The sequence below is a fragment of the Micromonospora polyrhachis genome, from assembly GCF_014203835.1.
Taxonomy (GTDB): Bacteria; Actinomycetota; Actinomycetes; order Mycobacteriales; family Micromonosporaceae; genus Micromonospora_H; species Micromonospora_H polyrhachis.
In genome coordinates, this window is record NZ_JACHJW010000001.1 from 3,236,425 (window position 1) to 3,255,545 (window position 19,121).

14 protein-coding genes are annotated in these 19,121 nt (G+C 66.6%); 6 read left to right on the forward strand and 8 right to left on the reverse strand.

The annotated features are described in order from the left end of the window. Nucleotides 1–59: 59 nt before the first annotated feature. Together FHR38_RS14000 and FHR38_RS14005 are read right to left on the reverse strand one after the other, a co-directional pair. Nucleotides 60–2,915: a transglycosylase domain-containing protein gene (locus FHR38_RS14000; RefSeq protein ID WP_184535087.1), complete on the reverse strand. Its 2,856-nt coding sequence runs from the start codon at nt 2,913–2,915 to the stop codon at nt 60–62. 191 nt (nt 2,916–3,106) lie between these two features. After that, on the reverse strand, nt 3,107–3,574 hold the full coding sequence (locus tag FHR38_RS14005; protein ID WP_184535088.1) for a DUF5318 domain-containing protein: 468 nt from the start codon (nt 3,572–3,574) through the stop codon (nt 3,107–3,109). A 176-nt stretch (nt 3,575–3,750) separates the two neighbouring features. On the opposite strand from FHR38_RS14005, the gene FHR38_RS14010 reads away from it, so the two are divergent. Further along, nucleotides 3,751–4,365 carry a PadR family transcriptional regulator gene (locus tag FHR38_RS14010; protein ID WP_376771402.1) on the forward strand — a complete coding sequence of 205 codons (615 nt, stop codon included), beginning with the start codon at nt 3,751–3,753 and terminating at the stop codon, nt 4,363–4,365. Between the two features lie 101 nt (nt 4,366–4,466). Further along, nucleotides 4,467–5,546, forward strand: a complete 1,080-nt coding sequence (locus FHR38_RS14015; protein WP_184539653.1) for an inositol-3-phosphate synthase — start codon at nt 4,467–4,469, stop codon at nt 5,544–5,546. 97 nt (nt 5,547–5,643) lie between these two features. Here the strand turns inward: FHR38_RS14015 and FHR38_RS14020 are convergent, their stop codons facing one another. Next, the gene (locus FHR38_RS14020) at nt 5,644–6,123 is read right to left on the reverse strand and encodes a methylated-DNA--[protein]-cysteine S-methyltransferase (protein WP_184535089.1); all 480 of its coding nucleotides are present in this window, start codon (nt 6,121–6,123) and stop codon (nt 5,644–5,646) included. Next, complete coding sequence (locus FHR38_RS14025) at nt 6,108–7,115, reverse strand: AraC family transcriptional regulator (RefSeq protein ID WP_184535090.1); 1,008 nt, start codon at nt 7,113–7,115, stop codon at nt 6,108–6,110. The genes FHR38_RS14020 and FHR38_RS14025 overlap by 16 nt, the downstream gene beginning before the upstream one ends. An 89-nt stretch (nt 7,116–7,204) precedes the next feature. On the opposite strand from FHR38_RS14025, the gene FHR38_RS14030 reads away from it, so the two are divergent. Both FHR38_RS14030 and FHR38_RS14035 read left to right on the forward strand, forming a co-directional pair. After that, nucleotides 7,205–8,035, forward strand: coding sequence for an NAD(P)H-binding protein (locus FHR38_RS14030; protein ID WP_184535091.1), 831 nt, complete (start codon nt 7,205–7,207; stop codon nt 8,033–8,035). A gap of 139 nt (nt 8,036–8,174) precedes the next feature. Then, complete coding sequence (locus FHR38_RS14035) at nt 8,175–8,405, forward strand: hypothetical protein (protein WP_184535092.1); 231 nt, start codon at nt 8,175–8,177, stop codon at nt 8,403–8,405. Between the two features lie 11 nt (nt 8,406–8,416). On the opposite strand, the gene FHR38_RS14040 is transcribed toward FHR38_RS14035, so the two are convergent. Together FHR38_RS14040 and FHR38_RS14045 are read right to left on the reverse strand one after the other, a co-directional pair. Continuing rightward, complete coding sequence (locus FHR38_RS14040) at nt 8,417–8,947, reverse strand: hypothetical protein (protein ID WP_184535093.1); 531 nt, start codon at nt 8,945–8,947, stop codon at nt 8,417–8,419. Between the two features lie 95 nt (nt 8,948–9,042). Continuing rightward, nucleotides 9,043–9,588 (reverse strand): hypothetical protein, encoded by a 546-nt coding sequence (locus FHR38_RS14045; protein ID WP_184535094.1) that lies wholly within the window; start codon nt 9,586–9,588, stop codon nt 9,043–9,045. Between the two features lie 124 nt (nt 9,589–9,712). Between FHR38_RS14045 and FHR38_RS14050 the strand changes: the two genes are divergently transcribed. Beyond that, nucleotides 9,713–12,628 carry an AfsR/SARP family transcriptional regulator gene (locus tag FHR38_RS14050; RefSeq protein ID WP_184535095.1) on the forward strand — a complete coding sequence of 972 codons (2,916 nt, stop codon included), beginning with the start codon at nt 9,713–9,715 and terminating at the stop codon, nt 12,626–12,628. 8 nt (nt 12,629–12,636) lie between these two features. Here the strand turns inward: FHR38_RS14050 and FHR38_RS14055 are convergent, their stop codons facing one another. Then, complete coding sequence (locus FHR38_RS14055; RefSeq protein WP_184535096.1) at nt 12,637–13,953, reverse strand: hypothetical protein; 1,317 nt, start codon at nt 13,951–13,953, stop codon at nt 12,637–12,639. Between the two features lie 1,598 nt (nt 13,954–15,551). Between FHR38_RS14055 and FHR38_RS14060 the strand changes: the two genes are divergently transcribed. After that, nucleotides 15,552–16,952, forward strand: a complete 1,401-nt coding sequence (locus tag FHR38_RS14060) for an IS1380 family transposase (protein WP_184535097.1) — start codon at nt 15,552–15,554, stop codon at nt 16,950–16,952. Between the two features lie 301 nt (nt 16,953–17,253). Here the strand turns inward: FHR38_RS14060 and ltrA are convergent, their stop codons facing one another. Next, nucleotides 17,254–18,570: a group II intron reverse transcriptase/maturase gene (ltrA, locus tag FHR38_RS14065; RefSeq protein ID WP_246446525.1), complete on the reverse strand. Its 1,317-nt coding sequence runs from the start codon at nt 18,568–18,570 to the stop codon at nt 17,254–17,256. Nucleotides 18,571–19,121 lie beyond the last annotated feature (551 nt).

The following is a 19,121-nucleotide window of genomic DNA, read 5'->3' on the forward strand; positions in this document are numbered from 1 at the left end:
GTATGCGGAAAACGTCGAGGGCGGCCGGGTCGCCCCGGCCGCCCTCGACGGTCATCCGATCATTGTCGGGTTCGTGGTGTCTGGGTCGGTGTCAACCCGCCGCCACGGCCTCCTCGGTTGTTGTCGTCATTCGGGTCCCCAGGCTGGGTGGTGGGCCCTGGACTACCGCCGCCCGGGATCATGTTGCAGAAGATGTTGTTCGGGTCGGGGATGGGGCAGTTGGGGTTCTGCGTCTGGCCGTCGCCGCCCGGCAGGTTGGGCGGCGTCGTTGGTATCCCGTTGCCGGAGTTCGGGTCACCGATCCCCGTGGCCGGGGCAAAGCGCAGAACTTCCGCCCCCTTCAGGGCGTTGTTCATGAACTGCTGCCAGATCTCGCCCGGCAGGCCGGCACCACCGACGCTGCGGCCGTTCTTGTCCTTGATCATCGGCTTCTTCGGGTCCTTGCTGCCGACCCAGACCGCGGTGGCGAGCTGCGGGGTGTAGCCGACCATCCAGGCATCCGCGTTGAACGCCGTGTCGGCGTACTCCCAGGTGCCGGTCTTACCGGCGGAGGGCCGGGAGCCGGAGAGGCCGAGTCCGCTGTTGCTCGGGATCTTGGTCAGCGCCGAGGTGACCTCGTCCGCCACCGGCTGTTCTATGCGCTGCTGCGGCTTCAACTGCTCACCGCCGACCTTGTCCCACTTTCCGGTATCCCGGTTCTGCTTCTCGACGGAGATCACGAAGTGGGCCTTGTTGTACTTGCCCCGGTTTGCCAGCGTGGCCACCCCGTTGGCGTGGTCGAGCACGGTCACCGGGTACTGCCCGTAGGCCACCATGTCCCAGAACGGGGCGGGGGAGAGCTCACTCCCCTTCTTCTTGGTGAGGTCCATCGGCGCGGGCGGGTTGTCGGAGGTGGTCCACATGGTGGTGATGCCGGCGGCCTTGGCCATGTCGACGACCTTGTCCGCGCCGATCTCCTTGGTCAGGTGATAGAACGGCACGTTGTACGACTCGACCGTGGACCACTCCAGGCTGCACCAGTCGCCGCAGGAGGCGGTACGACCGGCGTTCACGACCGTGATCTTGGTGTCCGGAATCTTGTAGTTCTTCGTCTTCCAGTGCGACTGGAGGCTCTTGCCCGCCTGGAGACCCGCCGCCAACGTATAGATCTTGAAGGACGAGCCCGGCGGATGTCCCCCGGTCAGTACGCCGCCGAGGGTGTTCTTCCCGGCGAAGTCGATACCCGTGCCGTCGTCGCCACCGTAGTAGGCCTGCACTTGGCCATTCTTCGGGTTGATCGCCACCATCGCTGCCATCAGGTTGGCCGGCTGGTCGGCAAGCACCGAGTTCTTCTTGGCCCGCATGGCGGCGGCCTCAGCAGCAGCCTGCATCTTCGCGTCGATGGTGGTCCTGATCTTGTAACCACCCTCCTTGACCTCGGTGACGCAGTTGGGCAGCTTGTTCGCCGGGTCGTTCCCGAGCTGGCACAGCTTCATCGCGGCCATCTCTTCGTAGACGTAGTTGACCACGTTGCCTACCGGCGTCTTGACCCCGTTACCCAGGCCGTTACCTTCCTTGGGTGGCTGAACCTTCGGGTATTCCGCGTCAGTCGGTCGCGCCTGCCCCGGCGGGAACCAGCCCTTCTCCTGCATACCGTTCAGGACGTAGTTCCACCGGTCCTTCGCGGCCTCCGGGTTCACCGCCGGGTCGTAGCCCTTGTGTCCGGTGGAACTGTCGGGGACGGGCTGCTTGATCAGCCCAGCCAGCACCGCCGCCTGGGCGACGGTCAGATCCTTGGTCGGCACCCTGAAGTACGTCTGCGCCGCCGCCTCGATGCCGTACGCCCCCCGCCCGAAGTAGATGACGTTGAGGTAGTGCTGCATGATCTCGGGCTTGGTGTACTTCTCGGTCAACTTGGAGGCGATGATCGCCTCCTTGACCTTCCGGCCGTACGAGTCGTCCTTCAGGTTCTCCATCGCGTTGCGGGCGTACTGCTGGGTGATGGTGGAGGCACCCTGCCGGCCGCCGCCGGTCAGGTTGTTCCACGCGGCCCGGATGATGCCCTTGTAGTCGACCCCCGAGTGGTCGTAGAAGTTGCGGTCCTCGGCCGAGGCGACCGCCTTCTGCACGTGGTCGGGGATCTGCTCCTTGGTGACGAATACGCGGTTCTGTTCGCCGAGCTTGACCAGTTCCTTCTTGCCGTCGCTGGCGTAGACGGTGGTCACCAGCGGTGGGGCGATCTCATTCGGCAGCACCATGTTGGTGGAGTAGTAGGTGAAGCCCACCACTCCGATGCCGGCAAGCATGATGAACACCGCGAACGAGGCGATGATCCAGTTGAGCCTCTTGCGTCGCTTGGCCTTCTTGGCCGCGTCCGGCGGGACCTTGTCGTCCGGCCGAGCCCGACGCCCGGTGCGACCCCCGGGGGTACCCGGCCCACCGAAGTCCGGGGTGCCGGGTCCGGCCGGCGAGACCGGACGCACCACGGCCCGGCCGACGGTCGCCCGCCCGCCTACCGACGCTGAACCTACGGAAGCTGAACCCACGGAGGCCCGTCCGGCGGAGCGCCGGCCCGCTGGCGCGGCGTCGTCATTGGCTCCACCTGGATTCGGGGCCGATCCAGGGATCGACGCCCGGCCGACCCTGGCCCGGCCCGCCGAGGCGGAGCCGACCGAGGCGCTGCCCACGCCCGCCGAGCCAACCGAGGCACGTCCGCTCGATCCGGGTGTCGCCCGGCCCGGACCTGAGGTGGTGGGCCGATCACCACCGCCACTCCACCCAGCACCGGGGCCGCTCTCCGTCGGCTGCCACTGTTGCGCTGGACCATCGGGGCCGCGACGCTGATAGGAGTCGTCCGCCGTTGGCCCCTGATCACCATTGGAGCCCGGTATCCGGGCCCGCCCACGCGGGGAACTGGGATCGCCGTTCGAGTTCATTTGTCACACCCTGCCGGTCGCGGTGGGATACGCATGCGCTACCACCGGGTTGCCGTGAGTTAGGCCACGCGCTGAGCCAGATTCGCCGAACCAAGGCTGCCACTTCGAAGTCATCCGACTGATCCGATCGATGGTCTGGCGCGTGCCCGTTGCTGAACGGATGGCATCAAGGTCCACCGGAGGAACCGGGATCACCGTTGCGCCTCACGCCTTCGTCTAGTAGTGGGTCCACCGGTGGCAGCTCCGGACGAGGCGGCCTGGGGGCCGTCCTGCGCCTCGCCAGCATCACCGGTCGACCCATCCCGCCCAAGCAGGAACTGCTCGACGAGATGATTCCAGTTACAGCTGCGGCACACCTCCACCACGAAGACCTGGAACTCACGCAGGGTCATCGCCAGGATCGACAACTCCGCGATCGCGCGGGCCTGACCAGCTGACTGCTTGAGTTCGTCACCATAGATGTAATGGACGTGGGTGAGATTATCCTGACGGCAGACCGGGCATCTCTCCTCGGTCGGCTCACCGTGGAATCGAGCAGCGTTCTTCAGGTACGGCGAAGCGTCGCAGACCTCATAGGTGCCGACGCGGCCGGAGAACACCTCACGCAGCAGCGCTCGCTTCTGAAGCGAGTAGTCGACCACCTGTCGCTGCGTGCGCATGCGCGCAAGGGTACGCGCTCAGAACCGACGAGGCGACCGCCGTAACGTTCCGTAACAAAAATTGCGCGGAGTGGCGGTTTGCCCTCGGCCGCCTTCCGGTCTAGCGTGCGATGTATCGGTCCGATACATCGCGGCGGTTGCACCGCTCCGGTAGTGGGTACAGGGAGGGGAGTTCAATGCTCGAACTTGCCATCCTCGGCCTCCTACAGGAGTCTCCGATGCACGGCTATGAACTACGCAAGGAACTCACCGCGAAACTGGGCGCGATCCGGGCAGCCATCAGCTACGGCTCGCTGTACCCGACGCTGCGCCGGCTACAGGCGGCCGGCTGTATAGCCGAGGCCGCCGAGACGCCGGCCGACGCCGAGGATGTGCCGGCGCTCACCAGCCGACGCGGCCGGGTGGTCTACAAGATCACCGCCGAGGGCAAGGAGCGGTTCGCCGAGCTGATCGCCCAGGTCGGCCCGGAAACCTACGACGACACCGGCTTCGGCGTGCACTTCGCGTTCTTCGCCCGTACCGACCAGGCGACCCGACTCCGAATCCTGGAGGGGCGCCGCCGCAAGATCGAGGAACGCCGGGAGGGGCTGCGGGACGTGCTGGGTCGCGCTGCCGAACGGCTCGACGCGTACACCCTCGAACTGCAACGTCACGGCCTGGACGCCTGCGAACGGGAAGTCCGTTGGCTGGAGGAACTCATCGCCAACGAACGCTCCGGCCGGGCCCCCGGTGACGATCTCAGCACGACCAGCGATGACCTCGGCACGCCGAGAGAACCGCGAGACAACTAAGCCGCGAAAACCGCAAGAGAAGCAGCAAGCAGTCCGCATCCGCCTGGACGGTCCAGGAACCAACCGGAGCGGCCGTGATGAACAAGAAGGAGGCAAACGCGATGGGCTCCGTCCGCGTCGCCATCGTCGGTGTCGGTAACTGCGCCTCGTCCCTGGTCCAGGGCGTGGAGTACTACCGCAATGCCGACCCCCACGACCGCGTTCCGGGTCTCATGCACGTTACCTTCGGCGACTACCACGTCTCGGACGTGGAGTTCGTCGCGGCGTTCGATGTGGACGCCAAGAAGGTGGGCATGGACCTTGCTGAGGCGATCGTCGCCAGCGAGAACAACACCATCAAGCTCTGCGACGTACCGCCGACCGGCGTGACCGTGCAGCGCGGGCCGACCTTCGACGGGCTCGGCAAGTACTACCTGCAGACCATCCAGGAGTCCGACCAGGAGCCGGTGGACGTCGTCCAGGTGCTCAAGGACGCCCAGGTCGACGTACTCGTCTCCTACCTGCCGGTGGGGTCCGAGGAGGCCGACAAGTTCTACGCGCAGTGCGCCATCGACGCGAAGGTCGCCTTCGTCAACGCGCTGCCGGTCTTCATCGCCTCCGACCCGGAGTGGGCGCAGAAGTTCATCGACGCCGGTGTGCCGATCGTCGGTGACGACATCAAGTCCCAGGTGGGTGCCACCATCACCCACCGGGTGCTGGCCAAGCTCTTCGAGGACCGGGGCGTTCTGCTGGACCGCACCTACCAGCTCAACGTCGGCGGCAACATGGACTTCAAGAACATGCTCGAACGGGAGCGGCTGGAGTCGAAGAAGATCTCCAAGACCCAGGCCGTCACCAGCAACATCGAGACCGATCTGGGCAGCCGCAACGTCCACATCGGGCCGTCCGACTACGTGCAGTGGCTCGACGACCGCAAGTGGGCCTACGTCCGGCTGGAGGGGCGTGCCTTCGGCGACGTGCCGCTCAACCTGGAATACAAGCTCGAGGTGTGGGACTCGCCGAACTCGGCCGGCATCATCATCGACGCGGTTCGCGCCGCGAAGATCGCCAAGGACCGGGGTATCGGTGGCCCGATCCTCTCCGCCTCGTCGTACTTCATGAAGTCCCCGCCGGAGCAGCGGGCCGACGACATCGCCCGGCTCTCCGTCGAGGAGTTCATCGCCGGCAGCATCGAGCGCTGATCCCAGACGCATCGCCGTCGAGGGCCGGGTCCGCATGGACCCGGCCCTCGCGTCGTTCAACCCAACATCTTCGGGTACGGCGACAGCACGGCCGTTGTCAACCGGACCACGCGCGTCGTAGGGCCACCCCGGCTTCGAGTTCGAGCAGTTGGCGCTTGCGAGGCAGGCCGCCACCGAAGCCGACGAGTCTGCCGCCCGCACCAACGATCCGATGGCACGGCACGATCACCGGAATCGGGTTGCGGTTACAGGCGACACCGACCGCCCGCGCCGCCCCGGGATCGCCGAGCGTCTTCGCCACCTCGCCATAGGTGCGTGTCTCGCCGTAGGGAATCTTGGTCATCTCACCCCAGACGGCCCGTTCGAACTCCGACCCGCGTCGTACCGACAGCGGCACGGTGAACTCGGTCAGCTCACCGGCGAAGTACGCCCGCAGCTGCGCGACGGCCGCCGCAAGCCGATCGTCGGGCATCGCCGTGGCCGTCTCTACCGGCCCGAAGTTCGCCCCGCACACCCCGGACTCATCAGTGGCGACGGAGAATACGCCGATCAGCGAGTCGATCACGGCCCAGTGCATCCGACCATTGTTCCTCGGCCGTGGACATTCGCCTCGGGCACCTGGGGCATCGTGCCGACCTGTCGATGCTCGCTGGGACTCATCCCGTAGATCCGCTTGAACGCCGTGCTGAAGCCGAAGGGATCCGCGTACCCGAGGCGGCGCGCCACGGCGGCGACCGTCGCGGTGGACTCGGCCAGCATGTCGGCGGCGAGCGTCATCCGCCACCTGGTCAGGTAGGTCAACGGCGGCTCGCCCACCAACTCGGCGAACCGCTTCGCCAGCGTCGTACGGGACACCCCGGCCTGGGCGGCCAGGGAGGCGAGCGTCCACGGCTCACCCGGATCGGTGTGCATGGCGTGGAGCACTGGACCCACCGTGCCGTCGCCCAACGCCCGATACCAGCGAGGAGCCTCGGCCCCCGGCTGGTCGAACCAGTCCCGGATCGTGCAGACCAGCAGCCAGTCCAGGAGGCGATCCAGCACGATCTGCCGACCCGGGCGGCACCCGCCGAGTTGGAAGTCCAGGTAGGCGCGCAGCGATGAGCAGTCATGCGCATCCGGTACGACCAGCAGCGGCGGAAGCACCCTGAGTAGCCACTGCGGTGCCTGGCCCTGGACGTGGTACGCCCCGGCCAGCAGCACCATCTGCTCGGCCGGTTCCACGTTCGCGTTCGGGTCCGCGTTCGGGTTTGGGTTCGGTTCCGAGGGCCGGGCCACCAGTGACTGGCCGCAGCTGACGTCCCGCAGTTCGTCGGGCCGGAAGCTCGACCGTGGCTCGGCGGAGAAAACGAACGGTTCCGGTCCCCGCACCACGACCGCCTCGCCGACCCTTACCAGAAGGGGCTCGTCGCGCTCCGGGTGGACGATCCAACCCTCGCCCCGCATCGGCACGCAGAGCGTCAGAGGTGCCCCATCGGTAAACCGCAGCGCCCCCGACGATGCCAGCACCGACCGGCCGAAGGCGGCCCCCTCCGCGCGGACGTTGCGTAGCAGACTGTCGAACAGGTCCATGGCAGCCACAGTAGGTCGCGGACGATCACACATGCTCCGCGTACGACCAGCCATGTGCGGTCAGTGGTCGGGCCGGTTGACTCGGAACCATGACGAACAATGCGAACGAGATCCTCGTTCTTGGCGGAACCGGCAAGACCGGGCGTCGGCTGGTACGCACGCTGCGAGCGATGGGCAGATCCGTGCGGCCGGCTTCTCGCTCCGGCGAGGTGCGATTCGACTGGGAGCAACCAACCACCTGGCAGTCGGCCGTGGCGGGAACCTCAGCGGTCTATCTCATCGCTCCCGAGGACCCGGCACCGGCCAACGACTTCGTGGCGCAGGCAGTGAAGCTGGGCGTCAGACGATTCGTGATGCTCTCTGGACGGGGCCTCGACAAGCTCGGGGACTTCTCCCCGGGCATGGTCGCCGCAGAGCAGGCCCTGCGTGACTTCGGTGGCGGGTGGACGATCATCCGCGCGAACAACTTCAACCAGAACTTCGACGAGGACACCTGGCGCCAACCGCTGCTCGACGGCCGGCTGGCGCTACCGATCGGCACCGCGCCGGAGCCCTTCATCGACGCCCAGGACATCGCTGACGTCGCCGCGACGCTGTTGACCTCCGACGGCCACCACGGGCAGGTGTACGACCTGTCGGGGCCCCAGGCGCTCACCTTCGGCGAGGCCGTGGCAACCATCGCCCAGGCAGCCGGGCGGTCCATCAAATACGTGGAGTTGACGCCGGAGGAATACCGCGCCGAGCTGATCGCGGAGGGTTGTCCGGAGGCCGTCGCCACGGCACTCAACATCATGTTCGCGGGCATGCGAGCCGGTCATCTCGCCAAGCCGACCAACGCGGTGCGGGAACTCCTCGGCCGCGACCCGATCGACTTCGGCAGCTACGTCGCTCGGGCCGTTGCAGCCGGCACCTGGTCTTAGCAGCCGGCACCTGGTCTTGACGGTAGCCGGCACCTGGTCTTGACGGTAGCCGGCGCAGGGATAGCGCGCCCCGCACCGGCACAGCTTGCCCTTGTCAGGTTGATGGGCGCGATACAACGCGTACGCCATCCGCCAGACGGTGGGCAGCAGACAGTCCGGCGGTGGTTCGGCGAGCGGGTCATCGGGGTCGAAGCTGAGCCGCGTACTGCTGGCGGTCGTGGCGGCCTCGGTGCTGCTGGCGCTGCCGACGTCGAACGCGTTCTTCCACCGCCCCCGGGTCGTCGACGAGCCGCTGTGGCCGGGAATGCCCTACCCGACGCCTGAGGCCGTGGTGTGGCCCTCTCCCCCCGGTAGAGGGCCACACCAATAGGAAGCAAGTTCCTACGCGGAACCCGACTTCGAGGTGATGTAGTCGCTGTGGCCGTTGTCGTCGTAGATGTCGACGAGAAGGTAGGTGCCCTCCGCGATGCTGGTGTCCACCACCCGGTGCTCGACCGGGGCGCTGGTGCCGGGCGCGCTCCACGGTCCGTAGGAGTGCCCGCCAACCCGCAGCCAGGTATAGACGGTGTCGCTGTCGTTACGGGTGTCGTAGACGTACAGCTTCTCGCCGAGCGGGTGGAACTCCACCTTCGCGACCAGGCCGCTGCCGTCGTGCAGCTCGATCTTCACCGCCACGCCGCCGGCATCCTTCTCGAAGAAGGTGTCGTCGGCGCTGTCGTAGAGCATGCAGCCATTGCTGAAGCTGGTCACGGGCAGGTTGCCGGAGAGTCGGTTGCAGTTGTCGGTGTCCACCCGGGCCCACTTAACGGTGAGGCTGCCATAAGCCTGGGCGGGCGAGGGAACGAGTAGGAACGAGGTGAGGATGGTGAGGCTCGCGAGGGCGGTCCCCAGCAGCCCACGGCGTGAACGCATGCACTTTCTCCTGTCGAGTCGGCTGGCCGGTGGCGTCGATGCGTCGCCTGGCAGACGGATCGGGTCGGGAATGTGTGGGATGGGCTTCGAAAATCTCAGGCGATGCCGTACATGGAGACGATGAGGTCACTGCCGGCCGCGTCGTCGTAGATGTACACGTAGAACGTCGCGCCCTCTGCCGCATCGTGGTCGACAACCGTGTAGTCGATCGGGTTGCTGGTTCCCGTCGGGCTGTACGGGCCGCGGAGGCTACCGCTACCAATCCGGGTCTTGACGTAGATGGTGTCCCCGTCGTTGCGGGTGTCGTAGACGTAGACCTTCTCGTCGTACGGGTGGAACTCCACCTTGCCGACCATGCCCTGACTGTCGTGCAGCTCGAACTTCATCGCGATGCCACCGGCATCGTCCTGGAAGAACGTGTTGTCGGCGCTGTCGTAGAGCATGCAGCCACCGGAAACCCGAGTAACCGGCAGCATCACTCCGTCACCGGCCCGGCTACAGCCCGCGTTGGTGTAGATCCGGGCGGTCTTGACGGTGAGGTAGCCGTAGGCCTGCGCCGGCGTCGGGGCGACCAGGAACGAGGCGAGGACGGTGAGGCCGGCTACGACGGCCCCGAGCAGGCCGCGACGTCGTCTACGCATATGTGTACTCCTCTCGACTGGACCCGGCCGGGTAGCGTCGACTCACCGGCCGGTACGTGGGATGCGGACACATCACGGTGGACCGGGCGACTTCCCTCCCACTTCGCTGCCGCTTCGTTCAGTCGTGCAGAGCAGGAAGCGGGGGCGGATGGACTTCGAGGTGCTTGGCCCGATACGGGTCCTCGACGGTGACCGAACCCTGCCGATGGCGGGCCGGTTGCAGAGTGTGCTGCTCGGTGTCCTGGCAGCCCAGCCCAACGTCGAGGTGCCAATGGACGTGCTGGTCGAAGCGTTGTGGGGTGCGCCGGACCGGCGGGCCGGTCAGCGGATCCACCAGCACGTACACAAATTGCGCCGGGTACTCGGCGATCCCGATCGGATCAGGTTCGGCCGGGACAGCTACCGCCTGACGGCACGCGCGGACGAGGTGGACGCCCGACGCTTCGAGTGCCTTCTCGACGAGGCGAACCGGCTCGACGAGCCGCACGGGCGGGCCAGGCTGCTCCGGCAGGCACTCGACCTCTGGCGGGGTACCGCCTTCGCCGGGCTGGACGTCCCGATCCTCACCGACGAGTCGGCTCGGCTGACCGAGCGAAGGCTGATCGCCACCGAACATCTCTACGAGGCGGAGATCGGGTGCGGACGGGCGGCTGCCGTGGTGACGGAGCTGGCCGACTTGGTGCGCCGGCATCCGCTGCGGGAACGTTCCCAGCAACTACTCGTCACCGCCCTGTACGCGACCGGTCGCCGGGCCGACGCACTGGCGGCCTACCAGAGTGCTCGGACCGCCTTCGTCGACGAGTTGGGGCTGGAGCCCGGCGCCGAGCTACGCCAGTTGGCGGCGCTGATCCTCGACGGTGAGCCGCTGTGGACCACTACCGCGTCGGGTCCGGCCACGGTCGAGGTCGCCCGGCGGACCGCGCCCGCGCAGCTACCCCGGGACGTGCCCGGTTTCGTCGGTCGGGCCGGCGAGATGTCCATCCTGGACGACTTGTGCCCGGCGGCGGACGGCGACGACCGGGTGGCAATTACGGGCGAACCCGTGCCGACTCCGGGTGACCGGGTGGCCGCTACGGGCGACCCGGTGGTGATTACGGGCGACCCGGTGGCAGTTACGAACGAGCCCGTGCCGGTCGTCGTGATCGCCGGAACAGCCGGGGCCGGCAAGACCGCACTCGCGGTCCGCTGGGCGCACCACCACCGCCGGTGGTTCCCCGACGGGCAGCTCTACGTCGACCTGCACGGCTACGGTCCCGGCGACCCGGTCTCGGTGGCGGACGTACTGGCCGGGTTCCTACGGGCACTCGGGCTGGATGCAGCGACGATCCCGGTCGGCGTGGTCGAACAGGCCGCCCGGTTCCGATCCCTGGTCGACGGTCGCCGGATGCTCGTGGTGCTGGACAACGCCCGAAGTGTGGAGCAGGTCCGACCGTTGTTACCTGGCAGCCGCTCCTGCTTCGTACTGGTGACGAGTCGGGACTCGCTGGCGGGCCTGGTCGTCCGGGACGGGGCGTACCGCATCGACCTCGACCGGCTCACCCCCGCCGACGCCACGCACCTGGTACGCACGCTGCTCGGAAACCGGGCCAGCACAGAGGCGACAGTCGCCCTGGTCGACTGGTGTGCCCGCCTCCCGTTGGCACTCCGGATCGCGGTCGAGTCCATCCGGATACGTAACGGGCTGCGCCTCGCCGACGTGGTGGACGATCTCGACGGCCCGAGCGAACGGCTCGACGTCCTCGACGCGGGCACCGACCCGCACACCGACATCCGGGCAGTCTTCTCCTGGTCGTACCGTCAACTGTCCCCCGAGGCGGCTGGCCTCTTCCGGCTGATGGGTTTGCTCTCCTTCGACGCGTCGACCGCCGCACTCGCCGCGCTGACCGGCAGCGACCAGCGGAGCACCCGACGGTCGATCCGGACGTTGACCCGAGCGCACCTGATCGAGGAGCTACACGACGGCCGGTTCGGTATGCACGACCTGCTGCGGGCGTACGCCGCCGAGCGGGCCGCCGAGAGCGACGGCCCGGCGGTACGGCAGGCCGCGCTGCGGCGCGTACTCACCTGGTATCTACACGCCGCAATGGCTGCACGACACACACTGGTTCCGCAGCTGGCCGAGCTTCCGCTTGGCCGGGCGACGAGCTCACCGGAGATCGTCTTCGCCAGCGGCGGTGCCGCTTTGGCCTGGTACGACGTGGAACGGTCCGCGTTGGTGACACTGGTCGCGACGGCGGCCGGGACCGGGGAACACGACCTGGCCTGGCGGCTCGCCGCCGCGTCACTCGCCTATTTCAACATCAGCAAGCACTGGGGCGACTGGATCTCCACCCACCGGGCCGGAGTCGACTCGGCGACGCGTATCGGCGACCGGGTGGGCGAGGCGATCGTACGTAACGGCCTCGGTGCCGCCTACGACGACATCGAGGAGTTCGATCAGGCGCTGGAATGCCATCTGCGGGCGGCTGAGCTGTTCGCCGGCACCGGCACCGGAACCGAGCACCTGGCCGCCTGGAACCTCAACAACCTGGGGGTGACGTACGACCGTCTGGGTCGCTTCGACGAGGCGGTCGACCGCCATCGGGAGGCACTGGCGCTGTTCCAAGTGGCGGAAGACCGCCGGGGTCAGGCGTACAGCCTGACCAACCTCGGTGACGTCCACCGGCAGCGCGGGGAGTTCACCGAGGCGGCCGAGCACCTGCGGCAGGCGGTGTCGCTACAGGAGGCGGCGGGCAACCGCGAAGGACTGCGCTTCACCCTCTGCACCCTTGGTGACCTGCACCGGGACGCGAGCCGGTCGGACCAGGCGGCGAACTGTTACCGCCGGGCGCTGGAGACGAGCTGGGCGCTCGGTGATCGGTGGCAGGCGGCGCAGATGCTGGTCCGCCTCGGCGACCTGCACCGGACCGCGCGACGTACCGCCCCCGCCGTGCAGCAGCTTCGCACTGCGTACCGGTTGTTCAGCGAGATCGGTGACTTGGAGGCGGTGGCCCGGGTCGGTGACCGGTTGGCGGCGCTCGGTGCCAACCCGGCCACCTGACGCGCGGCTCAGAAGGTCTGCGACAGCGGTACGGCGAAGACCACCCGCTTGTCGATCACCGCACCGTTGGGGTCGACGTAGTGCTCGGTCGCGGTCCAGACCTTGCCGGCGCTCATGGTGCTGCCCGTACCGGTGTGCTCGTGGTAGAGGTCCTCACCACCGACACCCCAGCTCCACGTCTTCATCGGCACGTCGCGCGGCCCGGTGAAGAAGAAGCTGTGCTTGTCGGCCGACGAGCGGCCCAGGTAGTAGGTGTCGTTCCAGGTCTGCACGCCCTGGATGTTCGACTTGGGGATGGTGACCGCATCCCGGGGCACCGCCTTGCCGGCGGTGAGGGTGAGCTGCCGGGTCGAGGCGTCAACCGGGTAGCGGACCACCCGGCCGCCCACCACGTTCAGGTTGGCGGTGTCGACGTTGTTGCGGTATTCGCCCACCACCAGGGTGTCCGGGGTGGTGCTGCGGTCCAGTGTCAACGACGAGAAGCAGAGCGACGAGGTCGCCGGTACGCAGGAACTCTGGATGTTGGCCTGCTTGTAGACACCGATCTGCGGCAGGACGTACGAGTAACCATGTCCCTTGTAGACGCCGTTGACCAGGCCCACCTGGTTGCCGTTGGCGGCGTCCACCCAGAGGAACTTGCGCATGTCGAAGACCCGGAGGCCGACGGCGGTGTCGGTGACGTACAGGTAGTTGCCGGCCCAGGCGATGCCACCGGCGTGGATGCCCATCGCCTTGTAGTTCGGAGTGCTGGTCCTCGTCGGCTCCACCAGTAGGACATGCCGGTACTTTCCGGTGTTCCGGTCGACCATCGAGATCCGGGCGCCCTTGTCGTACGACGTGCCGGCATTCGTGGCCGAGTAGTGCCAGGCGACGGTCATCACCCGGTCCTCACCCCAGAGGTGGTCGTCGTCGGCGTCCGAGGAGCCGGTGATGCCCTGCGGGAGCCAGTTCTTGGTGCTGCTGTCCTCGGCGTTCCAGCAGAACCGATCGGACGAGCTGATGATCTGACTGGGGTCGAGCGGGATGTCGGTCCGCGCGTAGTACTCAGGCTGGGCCTGGAGCTGACTGCTGTTGCAGGCGGTAACCGAGCGGTTGGCGGTGTCCAGGACCGTGGCGACGTTGTCCGCACCGATCCGGCTGGCCAGTGCGTTGGCGTAGCTGGTCAGGCTGAAGTCCGGGGTCAACGTGAAGGCGCTGGCGCTGCGGTCGGTCACCTGACTCAGTCGAACGTCGGCGGCCACTGCCGGTGGGGCCAGCACGGTGCTGCTGACCAGCGTCGCCACCACCGCGCAGGCGATGAAGGAAGGCTTCAGTCGACTATTCATAGATGGAGATTATTTACATTAACTCACCTTGCCAAGACACTGTTTTGAAAAGCTCCTACTCCCTGGGGAAGTGAACATGCGCAGAACCGCACTGGCCGGACTGGTCGGGGTCGCGGCGGTGCGCAAGCGGTGGATTGCCGAGCAGGTCATCGGTACGCTGATGCTGCACCACCACCCTCGTCCGCGAGCGCGAGAGACGACCAGATTCATCGGTGTCGCACACCCTCGCGTTGCACACGGTCAAGGCCACCGCCGAACTCGTCCGCCCCAGAGGTGGGCAGTTCGTGGGCCCGGCCAAAGAGAGCCGGCGGGCGCTGTTTGACGCCCTCAACGCCTTGCCCTGGCAGAGTATCCCGATCACCGACAGCCGCATCGACATCAGCCAGGGAGAATCACCCGTCGCATGGCCCAGACACTACCCGCCCCACCCAACCTACCGCATGCCCGCGCAGTACCAGCCCTCGCAAACTTAAACAAGACTTCGACGGGAGTTGATTTTATAGATCGACACCCTTATCGTTAAGGGCAAGCGCGCCAAAAGCCTGAAAGTCAGGCGCGAGAATGGTCTGGCGCAATTCCAACGGAGGATGCATCGATGAAACGCGCATGGATCGCTCTAGCAACCATGGCTACCGCCACAACGATGGCCGCCACCCTCGTTCCCTCGCCAGCGCAAGCCGCCGGCTCGGTAATCGATATCGGGGTTACCATTTACGAGGGCGGATACGTCAAGGGATCCGGAAGTACGACCAACAATGGCGACTACACTAACGTCTGCCTCGTCATCATGGGCAACACTTCGCCCGGCACCCCGGGTAGCATCTTCCACTCTGGCCCTGCGGCGTGTAAGTCCCAGATTGGACAGTGGGTCTGGAGCGCCCCTCCCCAGCAGGCAGGAGGAGGAGCTTGCGCCGCATACTACACACGGATCACTGCATACAAGAATGGCAACAGCGTTGCCAACAAGAACTCTAACACCATCTACATTGGAAACTGTTAAGCAGCTTCACATCGTCTCGCTACCCTAATTTCAGCTCGAACCAAAATTGCGAGGCGAGCAAATTGGCCGATTCACGCTAGCCCGTACGCGACCCTTCCATTATCGCGTACGGGCTAGCGTCACTCAATCTCGATTGATTTATTCGAGATTGCTCGCCAAAAACTTTTTAACACCAGCCTAAACGAGTTGAGCATATGGGCCCGGTCGGGTTGAGATCTGGGGCGCACACCGGCGCGTCGGGCACAATAAGCTGATCTCAACAAATTTGCGGTAGGCATTGACACTCGAAATGAGTCAGATGCGGCGCAGTGGCCGCGAAGCCGCCTTCCCTTGCCCGCGTAGCAGCCAGTTGTCGATGGGCTGCTTGACCGGGTCTTGCTGCCGTGGCCTGCGCTTTCCTGGATCAGAGCCGGCAGGTCGAATTCGGTAGCGGCCCAATTCAGCGCGGCAGTGATGCCCAACTGCCGGGTGAAGCTAACCTCGGCCCTTCGTTAAGGGCTGTCCAAGGAGTGGGTCGAGAACGAAGAAGTGCCTTCTGATCAGGGAGAATAGGGCTTGTCGAAGGTCCCATAGTCCCGCCACGGAAGGCACTTGCAGGGTGAAGGCTACCGCAACACGTCCGAAGATCATGGTGACCGGTGGTGGGCGGGGTGTGGTCGGTCATGCCGGTGCCCGGTTGCTCACTGATCTCGCTGATGCGACCGGGTTGACCAGCGCGTTCGGTGAGGCCTTGGCAGGTCTGCGGCAGCGGCAGGGCGGGCACGATCCGGGCCGGATTGCCGTGGATCTGGCGGTGATGCTCGCCGGCGGCGGTGAGGCCATCGCCGACCTGGCCGTGCTGCGTGACCAGCCCGGCCTGTTCGGGCCGGTCGCGTCCGACCCAACCGCATGGCGGATGTTGTCCCGACTGGACCAGCCCATGCTGGCCGGCCTACAGTCCGCGCGGGCACGCGCCCGTGAGGTCGCCTGGGCCCAGCACGCCGAGGTGAACGGTGACCTGCCGCAGCCGATAGCGGCCGGCCAGCAGGTTGATGGTCTGGTCCTGGACATCGACGCGACCATCGTGATCTGCCACTCCGAGAAGGAAGGGGCGACTCGTACCTGGAAGAAGACGTTCGGGTTCCACCCGTTGCTGTGTTTCCTGGACAACACCGGCGAAGCCCTCGCCGGCCTGCTACGGGAAGGCCGAGCCGGCTCCAACACCACCACCGACCACATCACCGTCCTCGACCAGGCCCTCGCCCTGGTCCCCGACGTTTGCCGGCACGGCAGCCCGATCCTGCTCCGCGCCGACACTGCCGGTTCCAGTCACGGGTTCCTCGCCCACATCCGCGGCCTGCGACAACAGCAGCACCTGGATATCCGGTTCTCGGTCGGCGCCGCGATCACCGAACCCGTGCGCGAGGCGATCCGGGCCGCGACTGGCTGGATCCCCGCTATCGACACCGGCGGTGACCTGCGAGAACATGCCGAAGTCTGCGAGATCACCGGCCTGTTCGACGCCACCGGTTGGCCCGAGGGCACCCGGTTCCTGATCCGCCGGGAACGCCCACACCCCGGCGCACAACTGAGCTTGTTCGACACCATCGAAGGCTGGCGGCACCAGATCGTCGCCACCGATACCCCGCCCGGCGGTGGCAGCATCCAGTTCCTGGAAGCCCGACACCGGGCTCACGCCCGCGTCGAAGACCGCATCCGCACCGGGAAAGACACCGGATTCGGCCGGTTCCCGTCCCGGCTGTTCACCATCAACCAGGCCTGGCTGCAACTCGCCCTGACCGCCATCGACCTGCTCGCCTGGACCCAGAACCTGCTCCTGAACGGCGAGTTGGCCACCGCGGAACCCAAGAAACTGCGCTACCGACTGCTACACGTCGCAGCCCGGATCACCCGCACCGCCCGCCGAACCCGTCTCGCTATCGCCAACGGCTGGCCCTGGACCGACGCGTTGACCAGCGCATTCACCACTCTCGCCGCGTTACCCCGACCCACCGGCTGATCCCGCAGCCCCACACCCCTACCAGTCAACACGGAGGAACCCGGCCCCACGCCGGGTCCTCAGCATGCCGCTAAAACATCAGCAACCACGCGAATCACACCCATCGAGTATCGGCTATGCGGCCACACTCAAATGTAGGGTCGGGAGCTGGCGCGGTGGCCCAGGTTGGCGGTAGGCCCGGCAGCCTTCTGATTCCGGTGGTTTCCCCGTCCGGGTGTCCCACTGCCGTGGCCGTGGCCATGGTGCTCCGTTTCCAGCTCCCGCCACTTCGAACCGTGCATGCGGTTCTCCCGCACACGGCTCACCGACGCCGTTCACCGCCGGCATTCGGCTTGTCCCGCCGCCACGGCTTGAACGGCCGCGGCGCGACGACGGTTCCCAGGCCGATCAGGCCCAACTCGTTGCCCGACTGGAACGACAGCACCTGCCAGCCGAACTTCCGGCTGCGTTTGTGCCGTTTGGCGATCACCAATGCCAGCCGCATCTTCGCGTAGTACCTGATCTTCTCGAAATGGCGGGCTGAGTTGCCGTACTTGAAGAACCCGGCCCAGCCGCGCAGGAACAGATTGATGTCCTGCACGATCCATTCCACGGGCAGCAAGAGCCTTGACCGGAGCGTCAACTGCCGGATCCGGTCGCGGGCGTGCTGCATAGCCTTGTTCGCGGGCCAGCGGGCCAGGAAGGTGACCTGCTTGCCGCCCGTACGGGCCCAGGCGCGCACCAGCCGGTGATGGAAGCCGAGGAAGTCCACGCCTTCCCCACCGACGGCAAGGTGCACGATCCTGGTCTTGGCTTCCTTCGGCTCCAAGCCGAGGTCGGCCAACAGGTCCCGAAGCCGCTGAAGCGCGGCCTCGGCCTGCGCCCGGGAGACGCACATCACCAGCAGATCGTCAGCGAAGCGGACCAGTACCCCATGCGCCCGCACGTCCCATGCCCGATCAAGTCGGTGCAGGTAGACGTTACAGAGCAACGGTGAGATCACACCGCCTTGTGGGCTGCCGGTGACCGGTCGCCGGACCTGGCCGTCTTCCATCGCCCCGGCGCGCAGCATCGCTCGCAGGAGCTTCAAGACCGCCTGGTCACAGACCCGTTCCTGGACTGCTTGCATCAACTCTTCGTGCGGAATCGCCGAAAAGCAGTTGGCGATGTCCGTCTCGACCACCCACCGCCTACCCCGCCAGGACTCGTCGACGAGCACCTGGAGGGCGTCGTGCACCGACCGCTTCGGGCGGAACCCAAAGCTGCACGGCAGCATGTCGGCTTCGAAGACCGGCTCGAGCACGATCTTCACCGCCGCCTGCACGATGCGGTCACGAACCGCGGGAATCGACAACGGCCTCTGCTCGGCCGTGCCCGGCTTCGGGATAAGCACCCGCCTGGCCGGTAACGGTCGATAGCTGCCATCCCTCAGTTCAGCGGCCAGTTCGTTGAGCAGCCGGGCCACCCCGTACTCCTCGACCTGACCCAAGGTGGTCTTGTCGACCCCCGGCGCACCGTTGTTACGGCGCACCGCGACCCACGCCCGCCACAAGACGTCTCTGCGGAAGACCTTGTCTCGAAGCGCATGGAACCGACGCCCAGGATCGGCCTTGGCCGCCCGGTACAGCGCCTGCTGCAAAGCTCGAACCGGGTCCAACACGGACCCCAATGCGGCGGAACTAGCCGAACCGGCACTCACCAGGCTCCCCTCCATCAGCAGTACGCATCGACGAAGCAGCGGCCCTTCCCATCACCGGCGGTTGTGTTGTCCGCCCGGCTCAACCGGTACTACGGCCGCCTCCGACTCCCTCCCAGCCAGCGATCCACTTCCCGAGATCATCGGTTATAGGACACCACGCTCCGGCAACACGATTCCGCAGGTCACCGGGCTGGGGAGGGTCTCCCCAGTTCCCGCCGCCACCATCTGAACGTTCCGCGCCCCATACGCCGGGGAGTTCTTCGCGGCTGCAATCCAGGAGCTACACCGCTTCCATGGCCTTCACCCTGATTTCGGGGGCTCGGCACTCCCTCTGCCCCACCACAAGGGCAGGACCTCTAACGACGCCGCAGGCTTCGCGTCATGCTACGGACCGCCCAGTCGCTCCCCCAATAGGGCTTTCGACGCTGCGCTTCGACGCCGAGCGTTTCCCCTCGACGCCGGCAGCCTGCTACCGGGCCTCCTGGCAGCTA